The organism is Streptomyces griseiscabiei, from assembly GCF_020010925.1.
GTDB classification, from domain to species: Bacteria; Actinomycetota; Actinomycetes; order Streptomycetales; family Streptomycetaceae; genus Streptomyces; species Streptomyces griseiscabiei.
Genome location: NZ_JAGJBZ010000002.1, coordinates 3,132,470 through 3,147,909 on the forward strand (window position 1 = coordinate 3,132,470; position 15,440 = coordinate 3,147,909).

Sequence of the window (15,440 nt, forward strand, 5' to 3'; positions counted from 1 at the left end):
CCGCGGACCCGCCCATGGTCGGCCGGGCGGCCTACCGGGCGGGTCCGCGCCCGTCGGTGTCGAGCCGACCGGTGTTGAGCCGGGCCGCCTGGCGGGTCAGATGATCGCGCTCGGCGACCGTGGGGGCCTTGCGGGCCGCCTCCGCGTAGAGCCGGGCCGCCGTCGGCAGATCGCCGTCGCGCTCGTGGAGATGGGCCGCCACGGCCGTGTAGCGGGGCAGCGAGTCGTCCAGGACCGCGAGTGCCGCCAGACCGGCGCGCGGTCCGTCGGCCTCGCCGACGGCCACCGCCCGGTTGAGCCGGACGACCGGGCTGTCGGTGAGCCGCGCCAGTTCGTCGTACCACTCGACGATCTGCACCCAGTCGGTCTCCTCGGCGGTGGGCGCGTCCGCGTGCAGGGCGGCGACGGCGGCCTGGGCCTGGAACTCGCCGAGACGGTCCCGGGCGAGAGCCGCCTGAAGGATCATGACGCCCTCGGCGATCAACGCCTTGTCCCACCGGCCGCGGTCCTGTTCGGCCAGCGGGACGAGACTGCCGTCGGGAGCGGTCCGGGCCGCGCGCCGGGCGTGGTGGAGCAGCATCAGGGCGAGCAGCCCCGCCACCTCGGGATGGTCGACGGAGGCCGCGAGCTGCCGGGTGAGCCGGATGGCCTCGGCGGCCAGGTCGACGTCACCGGAGTAGCCCTCGTTGAAGACCAGATAGAGGACGCGCAGCACGGTGGCCACATCGCCGGGCCGGTCGAGCCGCACCTCGGAGACGGTGCGCTTGGCCCGGCTGATGCGCTGCGCCATGGTCGCCTCGGGCACCAGGTAGGCGCGGGCGATCTGCCGGGTGGTGAGGCCGCCGACGGCGCGCAGGGTGAGGGCGACCGCCGACGACGGGGTCAGCGACGGGTGGGCGCACAGGAAGTACAGCCGGAGCGTGTCGTCCACCCCGGGCGCGGGGCCGGGCGCCGGCTCCTCGTCGACGAGGTCCTCGCGCCGGCGGCGGGCGGTGTCGGCGCGGGTCGCGTCGAGGAACTTCCGCCAGGCCACGGTGACCAGCCAGCCCTTCGCGTCCCGCGGCGGGTCGGCGGGCCACACACGGACCGCCTCGACCAGCGCGTCCTGCACGGCGTCCTCGGCCGCCGCGAAGTCGACTCCGCGGCGGACGAGGACGGCGAGGACACCCGGGGTGAGGCTCCGGAGCAGGGCCTCGTCCATCAGTGGCAGTCCGTGGTGTTCGGCTCGACCGCCAGGAACGGGCGCAGTTCGAGCCACTCGTGGATGGGCTTCCCGCCCGCCCCGGGAGCGGCGGACAGCTCCCCCGCCAGCTCGACAGCCCGCTCGTGGCTGTCGACGTCGATCACCATCCACCCGGCGATGAGGTCCTTGGTCTCGGCGAACGGGCCGTCGGTGACCGGCGGACGCCCCTCGCCGTCGTAGCGGACCCAGGTCCCCTCCGGTGCGAGCGCCTGACCGTCGACGTACTCGCCCGTCTTCTCGAGCCGGTCCGCGAAGTCGCGCATGAACTGGATGTGGGCCGAGATCTCCTCGGGCGTCCACCGGTCCATCGGTACGTCGTTGACGGCGGCCGGGGCGCCCCGGTAGTGCTTGAGCAACAGGTACTTGGCCATCGTGGGTCTCCTCGGTACTGGTGCGGCCATTCTGGTCGCGTTCACACCGGGGACGGAGCGGGGCACGGGATCTCGACATCGGCGGCCGAGATTTTTTCGCGGACCTTCGGGCCTTCGGAAACGCGTCGGCCGGTCGGGTCCGAGAACGGCGGCGTGGTGGCCCCCGCACGACCGGGTCCGCGACTTCGCCGTGGCCCTGCGCCCCCCGTGGCCGCGCGACCTCGCGGCGACGTCGGCGGCCTGCGGGAATGCCGAGAGGCCGGCCGACGACGACGGTCCGAACGCCGCCCGCGATGGTGGAGGCGGGTGACGACGGCGGGGCGGCAGGGCGGGAGCGGTGTCGGGACGGCGAGCGGGGGAGGGACAGCGGGCGTGGGAGGGACAGCGACGCCGACGGCTACGAGGAAGGCGACGGTCGCCCTCCCGGGGGACGCGATGGCCGCGGCTGCCAGGAGGGTGAGGGCGACGGCGGGCGGCGCGGTCTCGCAGGGGTCTCGCGAGGGTCTCGGAATCGTCGGGACAACCGTACCGAGTGCCCCTCGTCCGGCCGGTTATTCCGCCTCGGGCGGTATCTTTTCGGGGCGGCCGCGATCTCCGTGACAGGCTTTGGTTGTCGGACGACAACTGCGTTAACCTTCACCGGATTTTCTCATCCGGTCGTTCCGTGAACTGCGGAAACGCGGGCGGTGAGCGGGCCGTTCACGGCCCGGCGCGGGTTCCGAGTCCTCGGCGCGGGGGCTCTTGGGGAGCGGAACGAGGGTGCGCATGAGCAGCAGGACGACCGAGGCCACCGACCGGGCGCCGGGTGAGCAGGAGCTTCGGCAGCTGCTGGCCGGTCTGACCGCCGTACGGGACGGGGACTTCGGTACCCGACTGCCCTCCGACGGGGAGGGACTGCTCGGCGACATCGCCACCGTCTTCAACGGCATGGTGGACCAACTCTCGCTGTTCACCTCGGAAGTGACCCGGGTGGCGCGCGAGGTGGGCACCGAGGGCACGCTCGGCGGTCAGGCCGAGGTGCCGGGGGTCTCGGGCACCTGGGCCGACCTGACGGACTCGGTCAACGCCATGGCGGGCAATCTGACCACCCAGGTGCGGGACATCGCGCAGGTGGCGACCGCGGTCGCCCGGGGTGATCTGTCGCAGAAGATCGACGTGCCCGCGCGGGGCGAGATCCTTCAGCTGAAGGAGACCGTCAACACGATGGTCGACCAGCTCTCCGCGTTCGCCGACGAGGTGACCCGGGTCGCCCGTGAGGTCGGCAGCGAGGGCCGGCTCGGCGGCCAGGCCCAGGTGCCCGGTGTCGGCGGCGTCTGGCGGGACCTGACCGATTCGGTCAACTTCATGGCGGGCAACCTCACCTCCCAGGTCCGCAATGTCGCCCAGGTGACCACGGCGGTGGCGCAGGGCGATCTCTCGCAGAAGATCACCGTGGACGCGCGGGGTGAGATTCTGGAGTTGAAGAACACGATCAACACGATGGTGGATCAGCTGTCGGGGTTCGCGGACGAGGTCACCCGCGTCGCGCGCGAGGTCGGCACCGAGGGGCGGCTCGGCGGTCAGGCGGACGTGCAGGGGGTGAAGGGCACCTGGCGCGATCTCACCGACTCCGTGAACTTCATGGCGGGCAACCTCACCGCGCAGGTCCGCAATGTCGCGCAGGTGGCCACGGCGGTGGCGCAGGGCGATCTCTCGCAGAAGATCACCGTGGACGCGCGGGGTGAGATTCTGGAGTTGAAGAACACGATCAACACGATGGTGGATCAGCTGTCGGGGTTCGCGGACGAGGTCACGCGCGTCGCGCGTGAGGTCGGCACCGAGGGCAATCTCGGCGGACAGGCCATCGTCCGGGGCGCCTCGGGCACCTGGAAGGACCTCACGGACAACGTCAACGTGATGGCGTCCAACCTGACCGGCCAGGTCCGTTCGATCGCCCAGGTCGCCACGGCCGTCGCACGCGGCGATCTGTCCCAGAAGATCACCGTCGAGGCGAAGGGCGAGGTCGCGGCCCTCGCGGACGTCATCAACACCATGGTCGACACGCTCTCCGCGTTCGCGGACGAGGTCACGCGGGTCGCCCGCGAGGTCGGCACCGAGGGGCGCCTCGGCGGCCAGGCCCATGTGCCGAACGTCGCGGGTACCTGGAAGGACCTCACCGACAACGTCAACTCGATGGCGAACAACCTCACCGGCCAGGTCCGCAACATCGCCCTGGTGACGACGGCCGTGGCGGGCGGCGACCTGTCGAAGAAGATCGACGTGGACGCCCGCGGCGAGATCCTGGAACTGAAGACCACCATCAACACGATGGTCGACCAGCTGTCGTCGTTCGCTGCCGAGGTCACCCGCGTCGCCCGCGAGGTCGGCAGCGAGGGCCGGCTCGGCGGACAGGCCGAGGTCGAGGGCGTCGAGGGCACCTGGAAGCGGCTCACGGAGAACGTCAACGAACTCGCCGGGAACCTCACCCGGCAGGTCCGCGCGATCGCCGAGGTGACCAGCGCCGTCGCCGAGGGCGACCTGACGCGCTCCATCACCGTGGTCGCCTCCGGCGAGGTCGCCGAACTCAAGGACAACATCAACTCCATGGTGGAGTCCCTGCGGGAGACCACCCGCGCCAACCAGGAACAGGACTGGCTGAAGACCAACCTCGCCCGGATCTCCGGCCTGATGCAGGGCCACCGCGAACTGCCCGTCGTCGCCGAACTCATCATGGACGAACTCGCGCCGCTGGCCTCCGCGCAGTACGGCGCCTTCTACCTCGCCGAGGACACCGAGCGCGGACCCGAACTGCGGCTCGTGGGCTCGTACGGCTACCCCGACGACACCGACCGGCCGCATCGCATCCCCGTCGGCCGCTCCCTGGTCGGGCAGGCCGCGCGCAACCGCCGTCCCATCAGCGTGGAGGAGCTGCCGCCCGGCTATGTGACCATCTCCTCCGCTCTCGGACAGGCCGTGCCCAGCGCCCTGGTGGTGCTGCCCATCGTGGTCGAGGACCAGGTCCTCGGCGTCATCGAGCTGGGCTCCGTCACCCCGTTCACCCAGATCCACCAGGACTTCCTGACCCAGCTGATGCCGTCCATCGGCGTCAACCTCAACACCATCGTGGCCAACGCCCGCACCGACGAACTGCTCGGCGAGTCCCAGCGGCTGACCGCCGAACTCCAGGCCCGGTCCGAGGAGTTGCAGGTCCAGCAGGACGAACTCCAGCGCTCCAACGCCGAACTGGAGGAGAAGGCGTCCCTGCTCGCCTCGCAGAACAGCGACATCGAGGCCAAGAACCTGGAGATCGAACAGGCCCGGCAGGAACTGGAGACCCGCGCCCAGCAGCTGGCGCTGGCGTCCAAGTACAAGTCGGAGTTCCTGGCCAACATGAGCCATGAACTGCGCACCCCGCTCAACAGCCTGCTGATCCTCGCCCAGTTGCTCGCCCAGAACCCCTCGCGCAACCTCACGCCCAAACAGGTCGAGTACGCGGGCATCATCCACTCGGCCGGCTCGGACCTGCTGCAGCTGATCAACGACATCCTCGACCTGTCGAAGGTCGAGGCGGGCAAGATGGACGTCACCCCCGAACGGGTCCCGCTGCGCAAGCTCCTGGAGTACGTCGAGGCCACGTTCCGGCCGATGACGACCCAGAAGAGCCTGGACTTCACGGTCGCCACCGCCCCCGGCACCCCCGCAGACCTGCTCACCGACGACTCCCGGCTGCGGCAGATCCTGCGCAACCTGCTGTCGAACGCGGTGAAGTTCACCGAGGAGGGCGGCGTCGCCCTGCGCATCGAACCCGCCGCCGACCGGGAGGTGCCCACCGGCGTCCTGCGCGGCGGTCCCGTCGTGGCCTTCCGGGTGAAGGACACCGGCATCGGCATCCCCCAGCAGCAACTGGAGACGATCTTCGGGGCCTTCCAGCAGGCGGACGGCACCACCAGCCGCAAGTACGGCGGCACCGGCCTCGGCCTGTCCATCACCCGGGAGATCGCCCATCTCCTCGGCGGCGCCGTCACCGTCGACAGCACACCCGGCCAGGGGAGCACCTTCACCCTCTATCTCCCCGTGGCCCGCGCCGACTTCGAGGATCTGCTCGACGGCGACGGCAGGCCGGCGGAGCACCCGCAGACCGGCGGCCGTGAACTCACCTCGGCCGCACGGCCGGACACGGCCTCCCCCGCCGTGCCCGAGCAGCGCAGGCGCCGGCTGCTCGTGGTCGAGGACCGCCCGCGCGGACTGCTGACCCTCGTCGCCGAACGCGCGGTCGCCGACCTCGCGTCCGACGGCGACCCGCTCGGGGCCATCGACATCATCACGGCGATCGGAGCACAGGAAGCGGCGAGCAACCTGGCCGCCGAACCCTGCCACTGCGTCGTCCTCGAACTCGGCATGCCCGACGACGAGGGCGCACGCCTCCTGGAGGCCATGGAGGGCGACTCCGCGCTGGCCAGCGTGCCCGTGCTGGTGCACACCGGCCACCGCGTGGACCTGGCGCACGAGCGGACGCTGCGCTCCCGGGCGGACGGCCGCCCGCTGGACTTCCTGTCCAGCCTCGACGAACTGCGCGAACGGATCACCCTGCACCTGTCCGCCGAGGAGCCGGGCGACGTGCTGTCCCTGGTCCGCGCCGAGGAGGCCCAGCGCCCGGCCGCGCAGATCGTCGACGGCGCCTTCGCCGGCCGCAAGGTGCTCGTGGTCGACGACGACGCGCGCAACCTCTTCGCCCTCAGCGGCATGCTGGAACTCCACGGCTTCCACGTCCTGCACGCCGAGAACGGCCGCAAGGGCATCGAGATGCTCCTCGCCCACCCGGACATCGCCCTGGTCCTGATGGACGTGATGATGCCGGAGATGGACGGCTACACCGCCACCGCCGAGATCCGCGCGATGCCCCAGTACGCCGAGCTGCCCATCATCGCCGTCACCGCGAAGGCCATGCCCGGCGACCAGGAGAAGAGCCTCGCGTCCGGCGCCAACGACTACGTCACCAAGCCGGTCGACACCAACGACCTGATCGGCCGCGTCCGGCGCTGGCTCTCGGCATGACGGGCCGTCACACCACGCAGAGCACGGGCCCTTCCGCCGTCGGCCGGCTCGCGGCGACCGTCGAACGGCTGCGCCGCGAGGTGCAGGCGGCCCAGGCGGAGGCGGACGGACGCGCCCTGATCGAACTGGCCAAGGGCATCCTCGTCGAGCGGCTCGGCTGCGGGCCCGCCCAGGCGGCCCGCCAGCTCGCCGAACTGACCGAGCAGGCGGGCGCGACACCCCTGGAGTTCGCCGTCGAGGTCATCAACCAGGCCGCCCGCGACCGGCTCTCCGAGGTCACCACCGCCTTCCTCAACCTCACCGCGGCCCGCGCCGACACCGGCGACCCGTCACCGGGGAGCGACTCCCCGGCCGTACGGCTGCGGACCGCCGAGAGCGCCGCGCTGGCCGCGCACGACGCCCAGTCCGTCGCCGACTCCCTGCTGGAACACGCCCTGACGCCGCTGGGCGCGGAGGCCGTGGCCATCTGGGCGCTCGGCGCCGACGGCTCCCTCACCCTGGCCGGCAGCGCCGGATTCTCCACGGCGGAGGCGGCCCGCTGGCGGTATGTGCCGCCGGGCGTGGTGACGGTGGCCCGTCATGGCCTCGGTGAGCGCACGGGCCGCTGGATCGGCTGCCTGTCGGAGACCGGTCTGCCCTCCATCGGCCGGCACCACCACCCCGACGGCGGCCGGGTCGCCGTACCCGCGGGCACCGGCGGCCGGATCCACGGCGTTCTGGAGATCGTCTGGCCCGTACCGCTGGAGGCCCAGCCCCCGCAGATCGTCCGCCAGATAGAGGCGCTGGCCGAGCTGTGCGCGCACACGCTGGAGACCTGTGCCCCGCACCACGCCGACGGGGACGGGCGGCCCGGCGTCCTGCCGGACGTCGCCGAGCTGATCGATCTGGCCGACGGTCTGCGCGACCCCGCGCTGGTGCTGGTCCCGCACCTGGACTCCGCCGGGGACCTCGTCGACTTCCGTATCCACCACGTCAACAGCCGCTTTCTGGACCCGGCCGGACGGCCGCGCGGCGTCGTCAACGGGGCGCTGCTCCTGGAGACGTACCCGATGGCCGCGGGCGAGAGCGAACTGTTCGAGCAGATCGAACGCGTCTACGCCACGGGGGAGGCGTTCCGGGCCCGCCGGATGCGACTCACCTCCCTCGTGGAGGACGTCCCGCTGGCCGCTGTCGCCGACATCAACATCAGCCGGCACGGCGGCAGCGTCCTGCTGATCTGGCGGATAGAGGACGAGACCGCCCGGCTCGCGAGCCTGCTCCAGCACGCGCAGCGCCTCGGCCGTATCGGCGGATTCGAGGAGAACCTCGTCACCGGCGAGATCACCTGGAACGGCCAGCTCTACAGCCTGTACGGCAAGCCCGCCGTCAGCGGCCCGGTCCCGCTGGAGGATCTGCCCGCCCACGCCCACCCCGACGACGCCGTCGCCATCGGCAGGTTCCTGCGCACCCTGCTGCACCACCGCCGCCCCGCGTCCGAGGCCTTCCGGCTCCAGCGGCCCGACGGAGTGACCCGGCACATCCGCGTGGTCGCCGAGCCGGTCCTCGACTCCGACGGCAGGCTGTCCGCCGTCCGGGGCGCCTACCAGGACATCTCCGCCCATCACTGGACCGAGGTCGCCCTCGCCGCCACCCGCGACCAGCTCGCCCACTCCGAGCAGCAGGCCAGCGAACGCGACCGGCTCACCCTGCAGCTCCAGCACGCGATCATGCCCCCGGCGCAGGCCCCGCTGGAGGCCCCCGGGCTGCGGGTGGCCGTGCGCTACCGGCCCGCGGAGACCCAGCACCTGGTGGGCGGCGACTGGTACGACGCGGTGGTGCTGCCGTCCGGGCTGGTGCTGCTGTGCGTGGGGGACGTCGCCGGACACGGCATCGAGGCGGCCACCAGCATGGTCGTCCTGCGCAACGCGTTGCGCGGGCTCGCGGTGACCGGCGCCGGTCCGGGACAACTGCTGTCCTGGCTCAACATGGTGGCCCACCACCTCACCGGCTCCGTCACCGCGACGGCCGTCTGCGGTCTGTACGACCCCGCCCGGCACACCCTGCGCTGGGCGCGGGCCGGCCATCTGCCGCCCGTCCTGGTGCGCGTCGGCGAGGCGACCTCGCTCCCCCTGATCAAGGGCCTGCTGCTGGGCGCCCTGCCCGAGGCGACGTACGAGGAACACGAACTCCAGCTGGCCGTCGACGACACCCTCCTGATGTACACCGACGGCCTCATCGAACGCCGCGACCGCTCCATGGAGGAGTCACTCGCCCAGCTCCTCACCGCCGCCCGCACCGTCCCGCCCACCCTCGACCAGCAACTGGACCGCCTCCTCACCCACAGCAGATCCGACACGGACGACGACACGTGTCTGGTGGGGGTGCGGGTGGCTTAATACTCCGGGAGTGAGCCTGTGGGTCGAGCAGAGGAGCAGGGCGCATGAGCCATCGCCTGAAGGCGATCACCCGAGAGGAGCATCTGGCCTTCGTCTCGGCCCGGCCCTCGGTGAGCCATATGCAGATCCCCGCATGGGGAGAGGTGAAGCCGGACTGGCGGGCGGAGAGCCTCGGCTGGTTCGACGAGGACGACCGCCTCGTCGGCGCGGCGCTGGTCCTGCTGCGGCCACTGCCGAAGCTGAAGCGGTATCTCGCCTATCTGCCCGAGGGCCCGGTCATCGACTGGACCGACCCCGACATCGAGCGATGGCTCCGGCCGATGCTCGCGTATCTGAAAGCGCGGGGCGCGTTCTCGGTGAAGATGGGGCCACCCGTGGTCACCCGCCGCTGGAGCGCCGAGGCGGTCAAGGCCGCGATCGCCGATCCGCGGGCCAGGAAGCTGCGCGAGGTGGAGGCCACCGAGACCGAGCCGTGGGCCCTCGAACTCGCCGACCGGCTGCGTCGGTCGGGCTGGCAGCGGACCGAGCCCGGTGGTGAGGACGGCTTCGCCGCGGGCCAGCCGCGCCATGTGTTCCAGGTGTCCTTCGCCGGGCGGACCCTGGAGGAGATCCACCGGGATCTCAACCAGCAGTGGCGGCGCAACGTCAAGAAGGCGGAGAAGGCCGGCGTCAAAGTGGTCCAGGGCGGCTACGACGATCTGCCCGCCTTCCACGAGATCTACGTCGAGACCGCCGAACGGGATCGGTTCGTCCCACGCCCCCTGGCCTACTTCCAGCGCATGTGGACCGCGCTGCGCGCCGAGGACGAGGACCGGATGCGTCTCTACCTCGCCCATCACGAGGGCGAGGTGCTCGCCGCCGCCACGATGCTCACCGTCGGCGAGCACGTCTGGTACTCGTACGGCGCCTCGACCAGCCGTAGGCGCGAGGTCCAGCCGAACAACGCCATCCAGTGGCGGATGATGTCCGACGCCCATGAACTCGGGGCGGGCGTCTACGACTTCCGGGGCATCACCGACACCCTGGAGGAGGACAACCACCTGCTGGGACTGCTCCGGTTCAAGGTCGGCACCGGCGGCCGGGCGGTGGAGTACCTCGGCGAGTGGGACTACCCGCTCAACAAGGTGCTGCACCGGGCCCTCGGCCTCTATGTGTCCCGCCGCTGAGACCGCACCGCCTCATACACGTCTGCGAACGCGGGTCGCGGGCACACGAGGGGTACGAGGTGTCGAACGGGATCGGACGACAGGACGGGGAAGTCGGTGGCGATCAAGGCGATGGGCTGGGCGCATTCGTTTCCCGTGGCGGGCGGGATCAGTGCCGGGCGGCGGTGGACGCGGCGGCAGCTGGAGTCCCTTCCGTGGACCGCGGCCGAGCCCCAGACGGTGGACGCCGTCGTGCTGGCGGTGTCCGAACTGCTCACCAACGCGCATGTGCACGCGCACAGCGACGCGCGTCTCATCCTCACCTGGGACGGCGACTGCCTGCATGTGAGCGTCCACGACGAGGACCCGACCATGCCGCGTCAGCGCCATCCGCAGCCGGGCGAGGTCTCCGGTCGTGGGGTGGGCATCGTACGGATGCTCGCCGACGAGCTGGAGATGAAGGGGCAGCGGCACGGCAAGACGGTGTCGGCGTGCTTCCGTCCGGCCGGCACCGAACGACCGGACGGCGATTGAGCGTTGCCGCAGGGGCGGACGCTACGATGACGCCCGGTGGCGGGTGAGACGGGGGAGGGGACCGTGGATGTCTCCCACGGCACGGGGCGGACGGCCGCGGCGCGCGGCGGTGCGGTGCTGGAGGTCCTTGCCCTGTCCGGGCGCCCCGGGATCCGTGCCACCGGAGAGATCAACGTGATCACCCGCTCCCGCTGGGAACGCGGCCTTGCGGAGCTGGCCGACGCCCACACGGACGTCTCCTTCGTGGAGTTGTCCGATGTACGGTCCATCGACGTGGGCGGCGCGGCGGCGCTGGCGGTCACCGCCCAGCACCTGGGCACCGGCCGTATCGTGGTGGACCGTCCGCCGCCGGAACTGCCGCGCATCCTGGGCCTGTTCTGGCCCGGCCTGACGACGATCGAGGTGGCGGGGCGATGAGGACGGCCGGCGGAGGTGAACCCTTCGCGCACCCCGCCCTGTTCTACCGGGGCGACGAGCAGTACACGGCCGGCACGGTCCCGTTCCTCGCGGAAGGGCTGGCCGCCGGCGAGGCCGTCGCGGTCGCGGTCCCCGGCCCCCGGCTCGCACTGATCGAGTCGGCGCTGGGAGCGGACGCCGCCGGAGTCGAGTTCCTCGACATGACCCGGGCCGGCCGCAACCCGGGGCGGATCATCCCCGGTGTGCTGCGGGCCTTCGCCGACGCCCATCCGGCCGAGCGCGTGAGGATCATCGGGGAACCGATCTGGGCCGGCCGTTCGGCCGCCGAGTATCCGGCGTGCGTCCAGCACGAGGCCCTCATCAACGCGGCCTTCCAGGGCCGGGAGGCGACGATCCTGTGCCCCTACGACGCGGACGGCCTGGCGCCGGAGGTGCTCGCCGACGCCCATGCCACGCACCCCGTCGTCATCGACACCGGCGTCGAGCGGGCCAGCGACGCCTACGATCCCGGGCACGTCGTCGCCCGCTACAACCAGCCCCTCGCGCACCCGCCCGGAGCCGCGTCCCTGCCGTTCGACGCGCAGGCGCTGCCGGGCGCCCGCGCGTTCGCGGTGCGGGAGGCCGGGCGGCTCGGGATCGCCGGGGACCGGGTGCAGGACCTGACGCTGGCGGTCGCGGAACTGACCACCAACAGCGTGGTGCACGGCGGTGGTTCGGGCACGCTGCGGATCTGGGCCGAGGGCGGGCAGATCGTCTGCGAGGTCCACGACCGGGGCCGGCTGACCGACCCGCTGGCCGGCCGTCGGCCACCGGCCCGCGACCAGCTGGGCGGACGCGGGCTGCTGCTCGTCCACTACGTCACCGACCTCGTACGCCTCCACACGGCCGAGGACGGCACCACGGTCCGCTTCTACCTTCCCCTCTGACCACCCCACGGCCCGGGCCCCCGGCCCGCACCGCCCGTGCTCCGGGGCCGTCAGATCGCGGCGCGGACGGCCTCCTCGAAGCCCACGACATGGCCGCGCGCGAGATGGGCCGCCTTGTCGGCGTCGCCCGCGACGATCGCCTCGATCAGCGGACCGTGCTCCCCGACGTGCCCGGCCATGTCGGGGAGCCGGTCCACGAACAGACACCAGATGCGGGTGGCGAGGTTGTCGTGGCGGACCAGGGTGTCCTCCAGGTACGGGTTGTGCGTGGCGGCGTACACGGCGCGGTGCACCTGGAGGTCCAGCTGCATGAGTCCGGTGGCGTCCTCGTGCAGGGAGCCCGCGCCGTCCAGCCGCCGTCGCAGGGCCGCCAGAGCCGCACGGTCCGTGGCCGTGGCCCGTCGCGCGGCCTGGGCGGCGGCCAGGGGCTCCAGCTCCTGGCGGACCTCCGAGATATGGGCGAGGTCGGTGATGTGGACATCGGTGGCGAAGGTGCCGCGCCGGGGGTAGGTGGCCACGAGGCGCTCGTACTGGAGCCGCTTGAGCGCCTCGCGCACGGGGGTGCGTCCGACGCCGAGGGACTGACCCAGCTGCTCCTCGTTGATCGGCGCGCCCGGCCGGATCTCCAGCATGACGAGCCGGTCGCGGATGACGTGGTAGGCCCGCTCGGCGAGGGACGGCTCCGCACCCTCGCGCTCTGTCGCCGGCTGCTGCATTCAACGCCCCCTTGACCTGTCCCGCAAGCTCCCATACCTTACCGCACAGGTTGATATATCAGTGGTTCATTAGTCGGCTCTCAGAATGGTGTGCAGATGGCAACCACCCCGTCCACCACCACGGTCGCCCCCACCCTGTCCCTCCCGCTCGGCACGCTCGACCCGGAGATCGCCACCGCGGTCGACGCCGAACTGCGCCGCCAGCAGTCCACGCTCGAAATGATCGCCTCGGAGAACTTCGCCCCGGCCGCGGTCATGGAGGCCCAGGGCTCGGTCCTGACCAACAAGTACGCCGAGGGCTACCCCGGCCGCCGCTACTACGGCGGCTGCGAGCACGTCGACGTCACCGAGCAGATCGCCATCGACCGGGTGAAGGAGCTCTTCGGCGCCGAGGCCGCGAACGTCCAGCCGCACTCGGGCGCCCAGGCCAACGCCGCCGCCATGTTCGCGCTGCTGGACCCCGGTGACACGATCCTCGGCCTCGACCTCGCGCACGGCGGCCATCTGACCCACGGCATGCGCATCAACTACTCCGGCAAGCTCTACAACGTCCTGCCGTACCACGTGCACGAGTCCGACATGCGCGTCGACATGGACGAGGTCGAGCAGCTGGCCCTCGCCCACCGGCCGAAGATGATCGTCGCGGGCTGGTCCGCCTACCCCCGGCGGCTGGACTTCGCCGAGTTCCGGCGGATCGCCGACGCGGTCGGCGCCTACCTGATGGTGGACATGGCGCACTTCACCGGGCTGGTGGCCGCAGGCCTCCACCCGAACCCCGTGCCCTACGCCGACGTCGTCACGACCACCACCCACAAGACCCTCGGCGGCCCGCGCGGCGGCGTGATCCTCAGCCGCGCCGCCCTCGCCAAGAAGATCAACTCGGCGGTCTTCCCCGGCCAGCAGGGCGGCCCGCTGGAGCATGTCATCGCGGCCAAGGCGGTGGCCTTCAAGGTGGCGGCGAGCCCCGACTTCAAGGAGCGCCAGCAGCGCACCCTCAACGGCGCCCGCATCCTCGCCGGACGGCTGCTGGCCGACGACGTCGCCGAGGCCGGGATCACCGTGCTGACCGGCGGCACCGAGGTCCATCTGGTCCTCGTCGACCTGAGGAGGTCGGCGCTCGACGGGAAGCAGGCCGAGGACCGGCTGCACCGCGTCGGCATCACCGTCAACCGCAACGCGGTGCCGTTCGACCCGCGCCCGCCGATGATCTCCTCGGGCCTCAGGATCGGTACGCCCGCGCTGGCCACCCGGGGCTTCGGCGAGACGGAGTTCCGGGAGGTCGCCGACATCATCGCCCAGGCGCTGAAGGAGGAGGTACTCGGCGACGAGCGCGCGGGCCTGCTGCGCGACCGGGTCGAGAAGCTCGCCTCCGCCTTCCCGCTCTACCCGCACCTGCCTCACCCGTCCGACCTGTCCGACCCGTCCCACGCGAACGGAGACGCTGCATGACCAGCACGGCGCTGCCGGAGCACCCGGACTGGCTCTGGCGCAACCCCGAGCCGCGCTCCTCCTACGACGTCGTCATCGTCGGCGCGGGCGGCCACGGCCTGGCCACCGCCTACTACCTCGCCAAGAACCACGGCATCACCAACGTCGCCGTGCTGGAGAAGGGCTGGCTCGCGGGCGGCAACATGGCCCGCAACACCACGATCATCCGCTCCAACTACCTCTGGGACGAGAGCGCGGCGATCTACGAGTACGCGCTCAAGCTGTGGGAGCGGCTGCCCGAGGAGCTGGACTACGACTTCCTGTTCAGCCAGCGCGGTGTCCTCAACCTCGCGCACACCCTCCAGGACGTCCGCGAGGGCGTACGCCGGGTCAACGCCAACAAGCTCAACGGCGTCGACGCCGAGTGGCTGGAGCCGGACGAGATCGCCAAGGTCTGCCCCATCCTCAACCTGTCGTCCCGCACCCGGTATCCGGTGCTCGGCGGCACCTTCCAGCCGCGCGCCGGCATCGCCAAGCACGACCACGTCGCCTGGGCGCTGGCCCGCCGCGCCGACGAGATGGGCGTGGACCTGATCCAGGGCTGCGAGGTCACCGGCTTCCTCAAGGACGGCGACCGGGTCGTGGGCGTCGACACCAACCGGGGCCGCATCCACGCCGGCCGCGTCGGTCTCGCCGCCGCCGGGCACAGCAGCGTGCTGGCCGAGCGGGCGGGCGTACGGCTGCCGGTGCAGTCGCATCCGCTGCAGGCGCTGGTCTCCGAACTGCACGAACCGGTGCACCCCACGGTCGTCATGTCGAACCATGTGCACGTCTACGTCTCGCAGGCCCACAAGGGCGAACTGGTCATGGGCGCGGGCGTGGACGCGTACAACGGCTACGGCCAGCGCGGCTCGTTCCATGTCATCGAGCAGCAGATGGCCGCCGCCGTGGAGCTGTTCCCCGTCTTCGCCCGCGCCCATGTGCTGCGGACCTGGGGCGGCATCGTCGACGTCAGCCCGGACGCCTCCCCGATCATCGGCACCACCCCTGTCGCGAACCTGTACGTCAACTGCGGCTGGGGGACCGGCGGTTTCAAGGCGACCCCGGCCGCCGGCTGGGCCTTCGCCCACACCATCGCCACCGGCGCACCGCACCCGCTGAACGCCCCCTTCGCGCTCGAACGCTTCGCGACGGGCGCGCTGATCGACGAACACGGCGCCGCGGCCGTGGCCCACTGACGGACGAGGAGAA

At 71.7% G+C, this 15,440-nt stretch carries 11 protein-coding genes; 8 read left to right on the top strand and 3 right to left on the bottom strand.

Annotation, left to right across the window (positions count from 1 at the left end; genetic code table 11):
- Positions 1-31: 31 nt before the first annotated feature.
- Both J8M51_RS30880 and J8M51_RS30885 read right to left on the bottom strand, forming a co-directional pair.
- Positions 32-1,201, bottom strand: coding sequence for an RNA polymerase sigma factor (locus tag J8M51_RS30880; RefSeq protein ID WP_086763634.1), 1,170 nt, complete (start codon positions 1,199-1,201; stop codon positions 32-34).
- Positions 1,201-1,614, bottom strand: coding sequence for a YciI family protein (locus J8M51_RS30885; RefSeq protein WP_216588851.1), 414 nt, complete (start codon positions 1,612-1,614; stop codon positions 1,201-1,203). Before J8M51_RS30885 ends, J8M51_RS30880 begins: the two co-directional genes overlap by 1 nt.
- A 765-nt stretch (positions 1,615-2,379) precedes the next feature.
- Here J8M51_RS30885 and J8M51_RS30890 point away from each other — a divergent pair.
- The 6 genes from J8M51_RS30890 to J8M51_RS30915 all read left to right on the top strand — a co-directional run bounded on the left by J8M51_RS30890 (position 2,380) and on the right by J8M51_RS30915 (position 12,045).
- Entirely contained in the window at positions 2,380-6,648 is a 4,269-nt protein-coding gene (locus J8M51_RS30890; RefSeq protein WP_267299613.1) for a HAMP domain-containing protein, read from the top strand.
- On the top strand, positions 6,645-9,023 hold the full coding sequence (locus J8M51_RS30895) for a SpoIIE family protein phosphatase (RefSeq protein WP_086756068.1): 2,379 nt from the start codon (positions 6,645-6,647) through the stop codon (positions 9,021-9,023). The genes J8M51_RS30890 and J8M51_RS30895 overlap by 4 nt, the downstream gene beginning before the upstream one ends.
- Before the next feature lie 44 nt (positions 9,024-9,067).
- A complete protein-coding gene (locus tag J8M51_RS30900; protein ID WP_267299614.1) occupies positions 9,068-10,189 on the top strand; it encodes a lipid II:glycine glycyltransferase FemX in 1,122 nt (373 codons plus the stop codon).
- Positions 10,190-10,285: 96 nt separating this feature from the next.
- Positions 10,286-10,702, top strand: coding sequence for an ATP-binding protein (locus tag J8M51_RS30905; protein WP_086760993.1), 417 nt, complete (start codon positions 10,286-10,288; stop codon positions 10,700-10,702).
- Between the two features lie 63 nt (positions 10,703-10,765).
- The gene (locus J8M51_RS30910) at positions 10,766-11,119 is read left to right on the top strand and encodes an STAS domain-containing protein (RefSeq protein WP_107473814.1); all 354 of its coding nucleotides are present in this window, start codon (positions 10,766-10,768) and stop codon (positions 11,117-11,119) included.
- Positions 11,116-12,045 carry a sensor histidine kinase gene (locus J8M51_RS30915; RefSeq protein WP_086760996.1) on the top strand — a complete coding sequence of 310 codons (930 nt, stop codon included), beginning with the start codon at positions 11,116-11,118 and terminating at the stop codon, positions 12,043-12,045. The genes J8M51_RS30910 and J8M51_RS30915 overlap by 4 nt, the downstream gene beginning before the upstream one ends.
- Positions 12,046-12,095: 50 nt before the next feature.
- On the opposite strand, the gene J8M51_RS30920 is transcribed toward J8M51_RS30915, so the two are convergent.
- Positions 12,096-12,761 carry a GntR family transcriptional regulator gene (locus tag J8M51_RS30920; RefSeq protein ID WP_267299615.1) on the bottom strand — a complete coding sequence of 222 codons (666 nt, stop codon included), beginning with the start codon at positions 12,759-12,761 and terminating at the stop codon, positions 12,096-12,098.
- A 96-nt stretch (positions 12,762-12,857) separates the two neighbouring features.
- Here J8M51_RS30920 and glyA point away from each other — a divergent pair, with 96 nt between their 5' ends.
- Positions 12,858-14,210: a serine hydroxymethyltransferase gene (glyA, locus tag J8M51_RS30925; RefSeq protein WP_267299616.1), complete on the top strand. Its 1,353-nt coding sequence runs from the start codon at positions 12,858-12,860 to the stop codon at positions 14,208-14,210.
- Positions 14,207-15,427, top strand: coding sequence for a sarcosine oxidase subunit beta family protein (locus tag J8M51_RS30930; protein WP_086759047.1), 1,221 nt, complete (start codon positions 14,207-14,209; stop codon positions 15,425-15,427). Before glyA ends, J8M51_RS30930 begins: the two co-directional genes overlap by 4 nt.
- Positions 15,428-15,440: the final 13 nt, after the last annotated feature.

Coding starts and splice junctions, on each gene's coding strand:
- J8M51_RS30920 (WP_267299615.1), bottom strand. CDS start 12,761: ATGCAGCAGCCGGCGACAGAGCGCGAGGGTGCGGAGCCGTCCCTCGCC.
- J8M51_RS30880 (WP_086763634.1), bottom strand. CDS start 1,201: ATGGACGAGGCCCTGCTCCGGAGCCTCACCCCGGGTGTCCTCGCCGTC.
- J8M51_RS30900 (WP_267299614.1), top strand. CDS start 9,068: ATGAGCCATCGCCTGAAGGCGATCACCCGAGAGGAGCATCTGGCCTTC.
- glyA (WP_267299616.1), top strand. CDS start 12,858: ATGGCAACCACCCCGTCCACCACCACGGTCGCCCCCACCCTGTCCCTC.
- J8M51_RS30930 (WP_086759047.1), top strand. CDS start 14,207: ATGACCAGCACGGCGCTGCCGGAGCACCCGGACTGGCTCTGGCGCAAC.
- J8M51_RS30915 (WP_086760996.1), top strand. CDS start 11,116: ATGAGGACGGCCGGCGGAGGTGAACCCTTCGCGCACCCCGCCCTGTTC.
- J8M51_RS30885 (WP_216588851.1), bottom strand. CDS start 1,614: ATGGCCAAGTACCTGTTGCTCAAGCACTACCGGGGCGCCCCGGCCGCC.
- J8M51_RS30895 (WP_086756068.1), top strand. CDS start 6,645: ATGACGGGCCGTCACACCACGCAGAGCACGGGCCCTTCCGCCGTCGGC.
- J8M51_RS30890 (WP_267299613.1), top strand. CDS start 2,380: ATGAGCAGCAGGACGACCGAGGCCACCGACCGGGCGCCGGGTGAGCAG.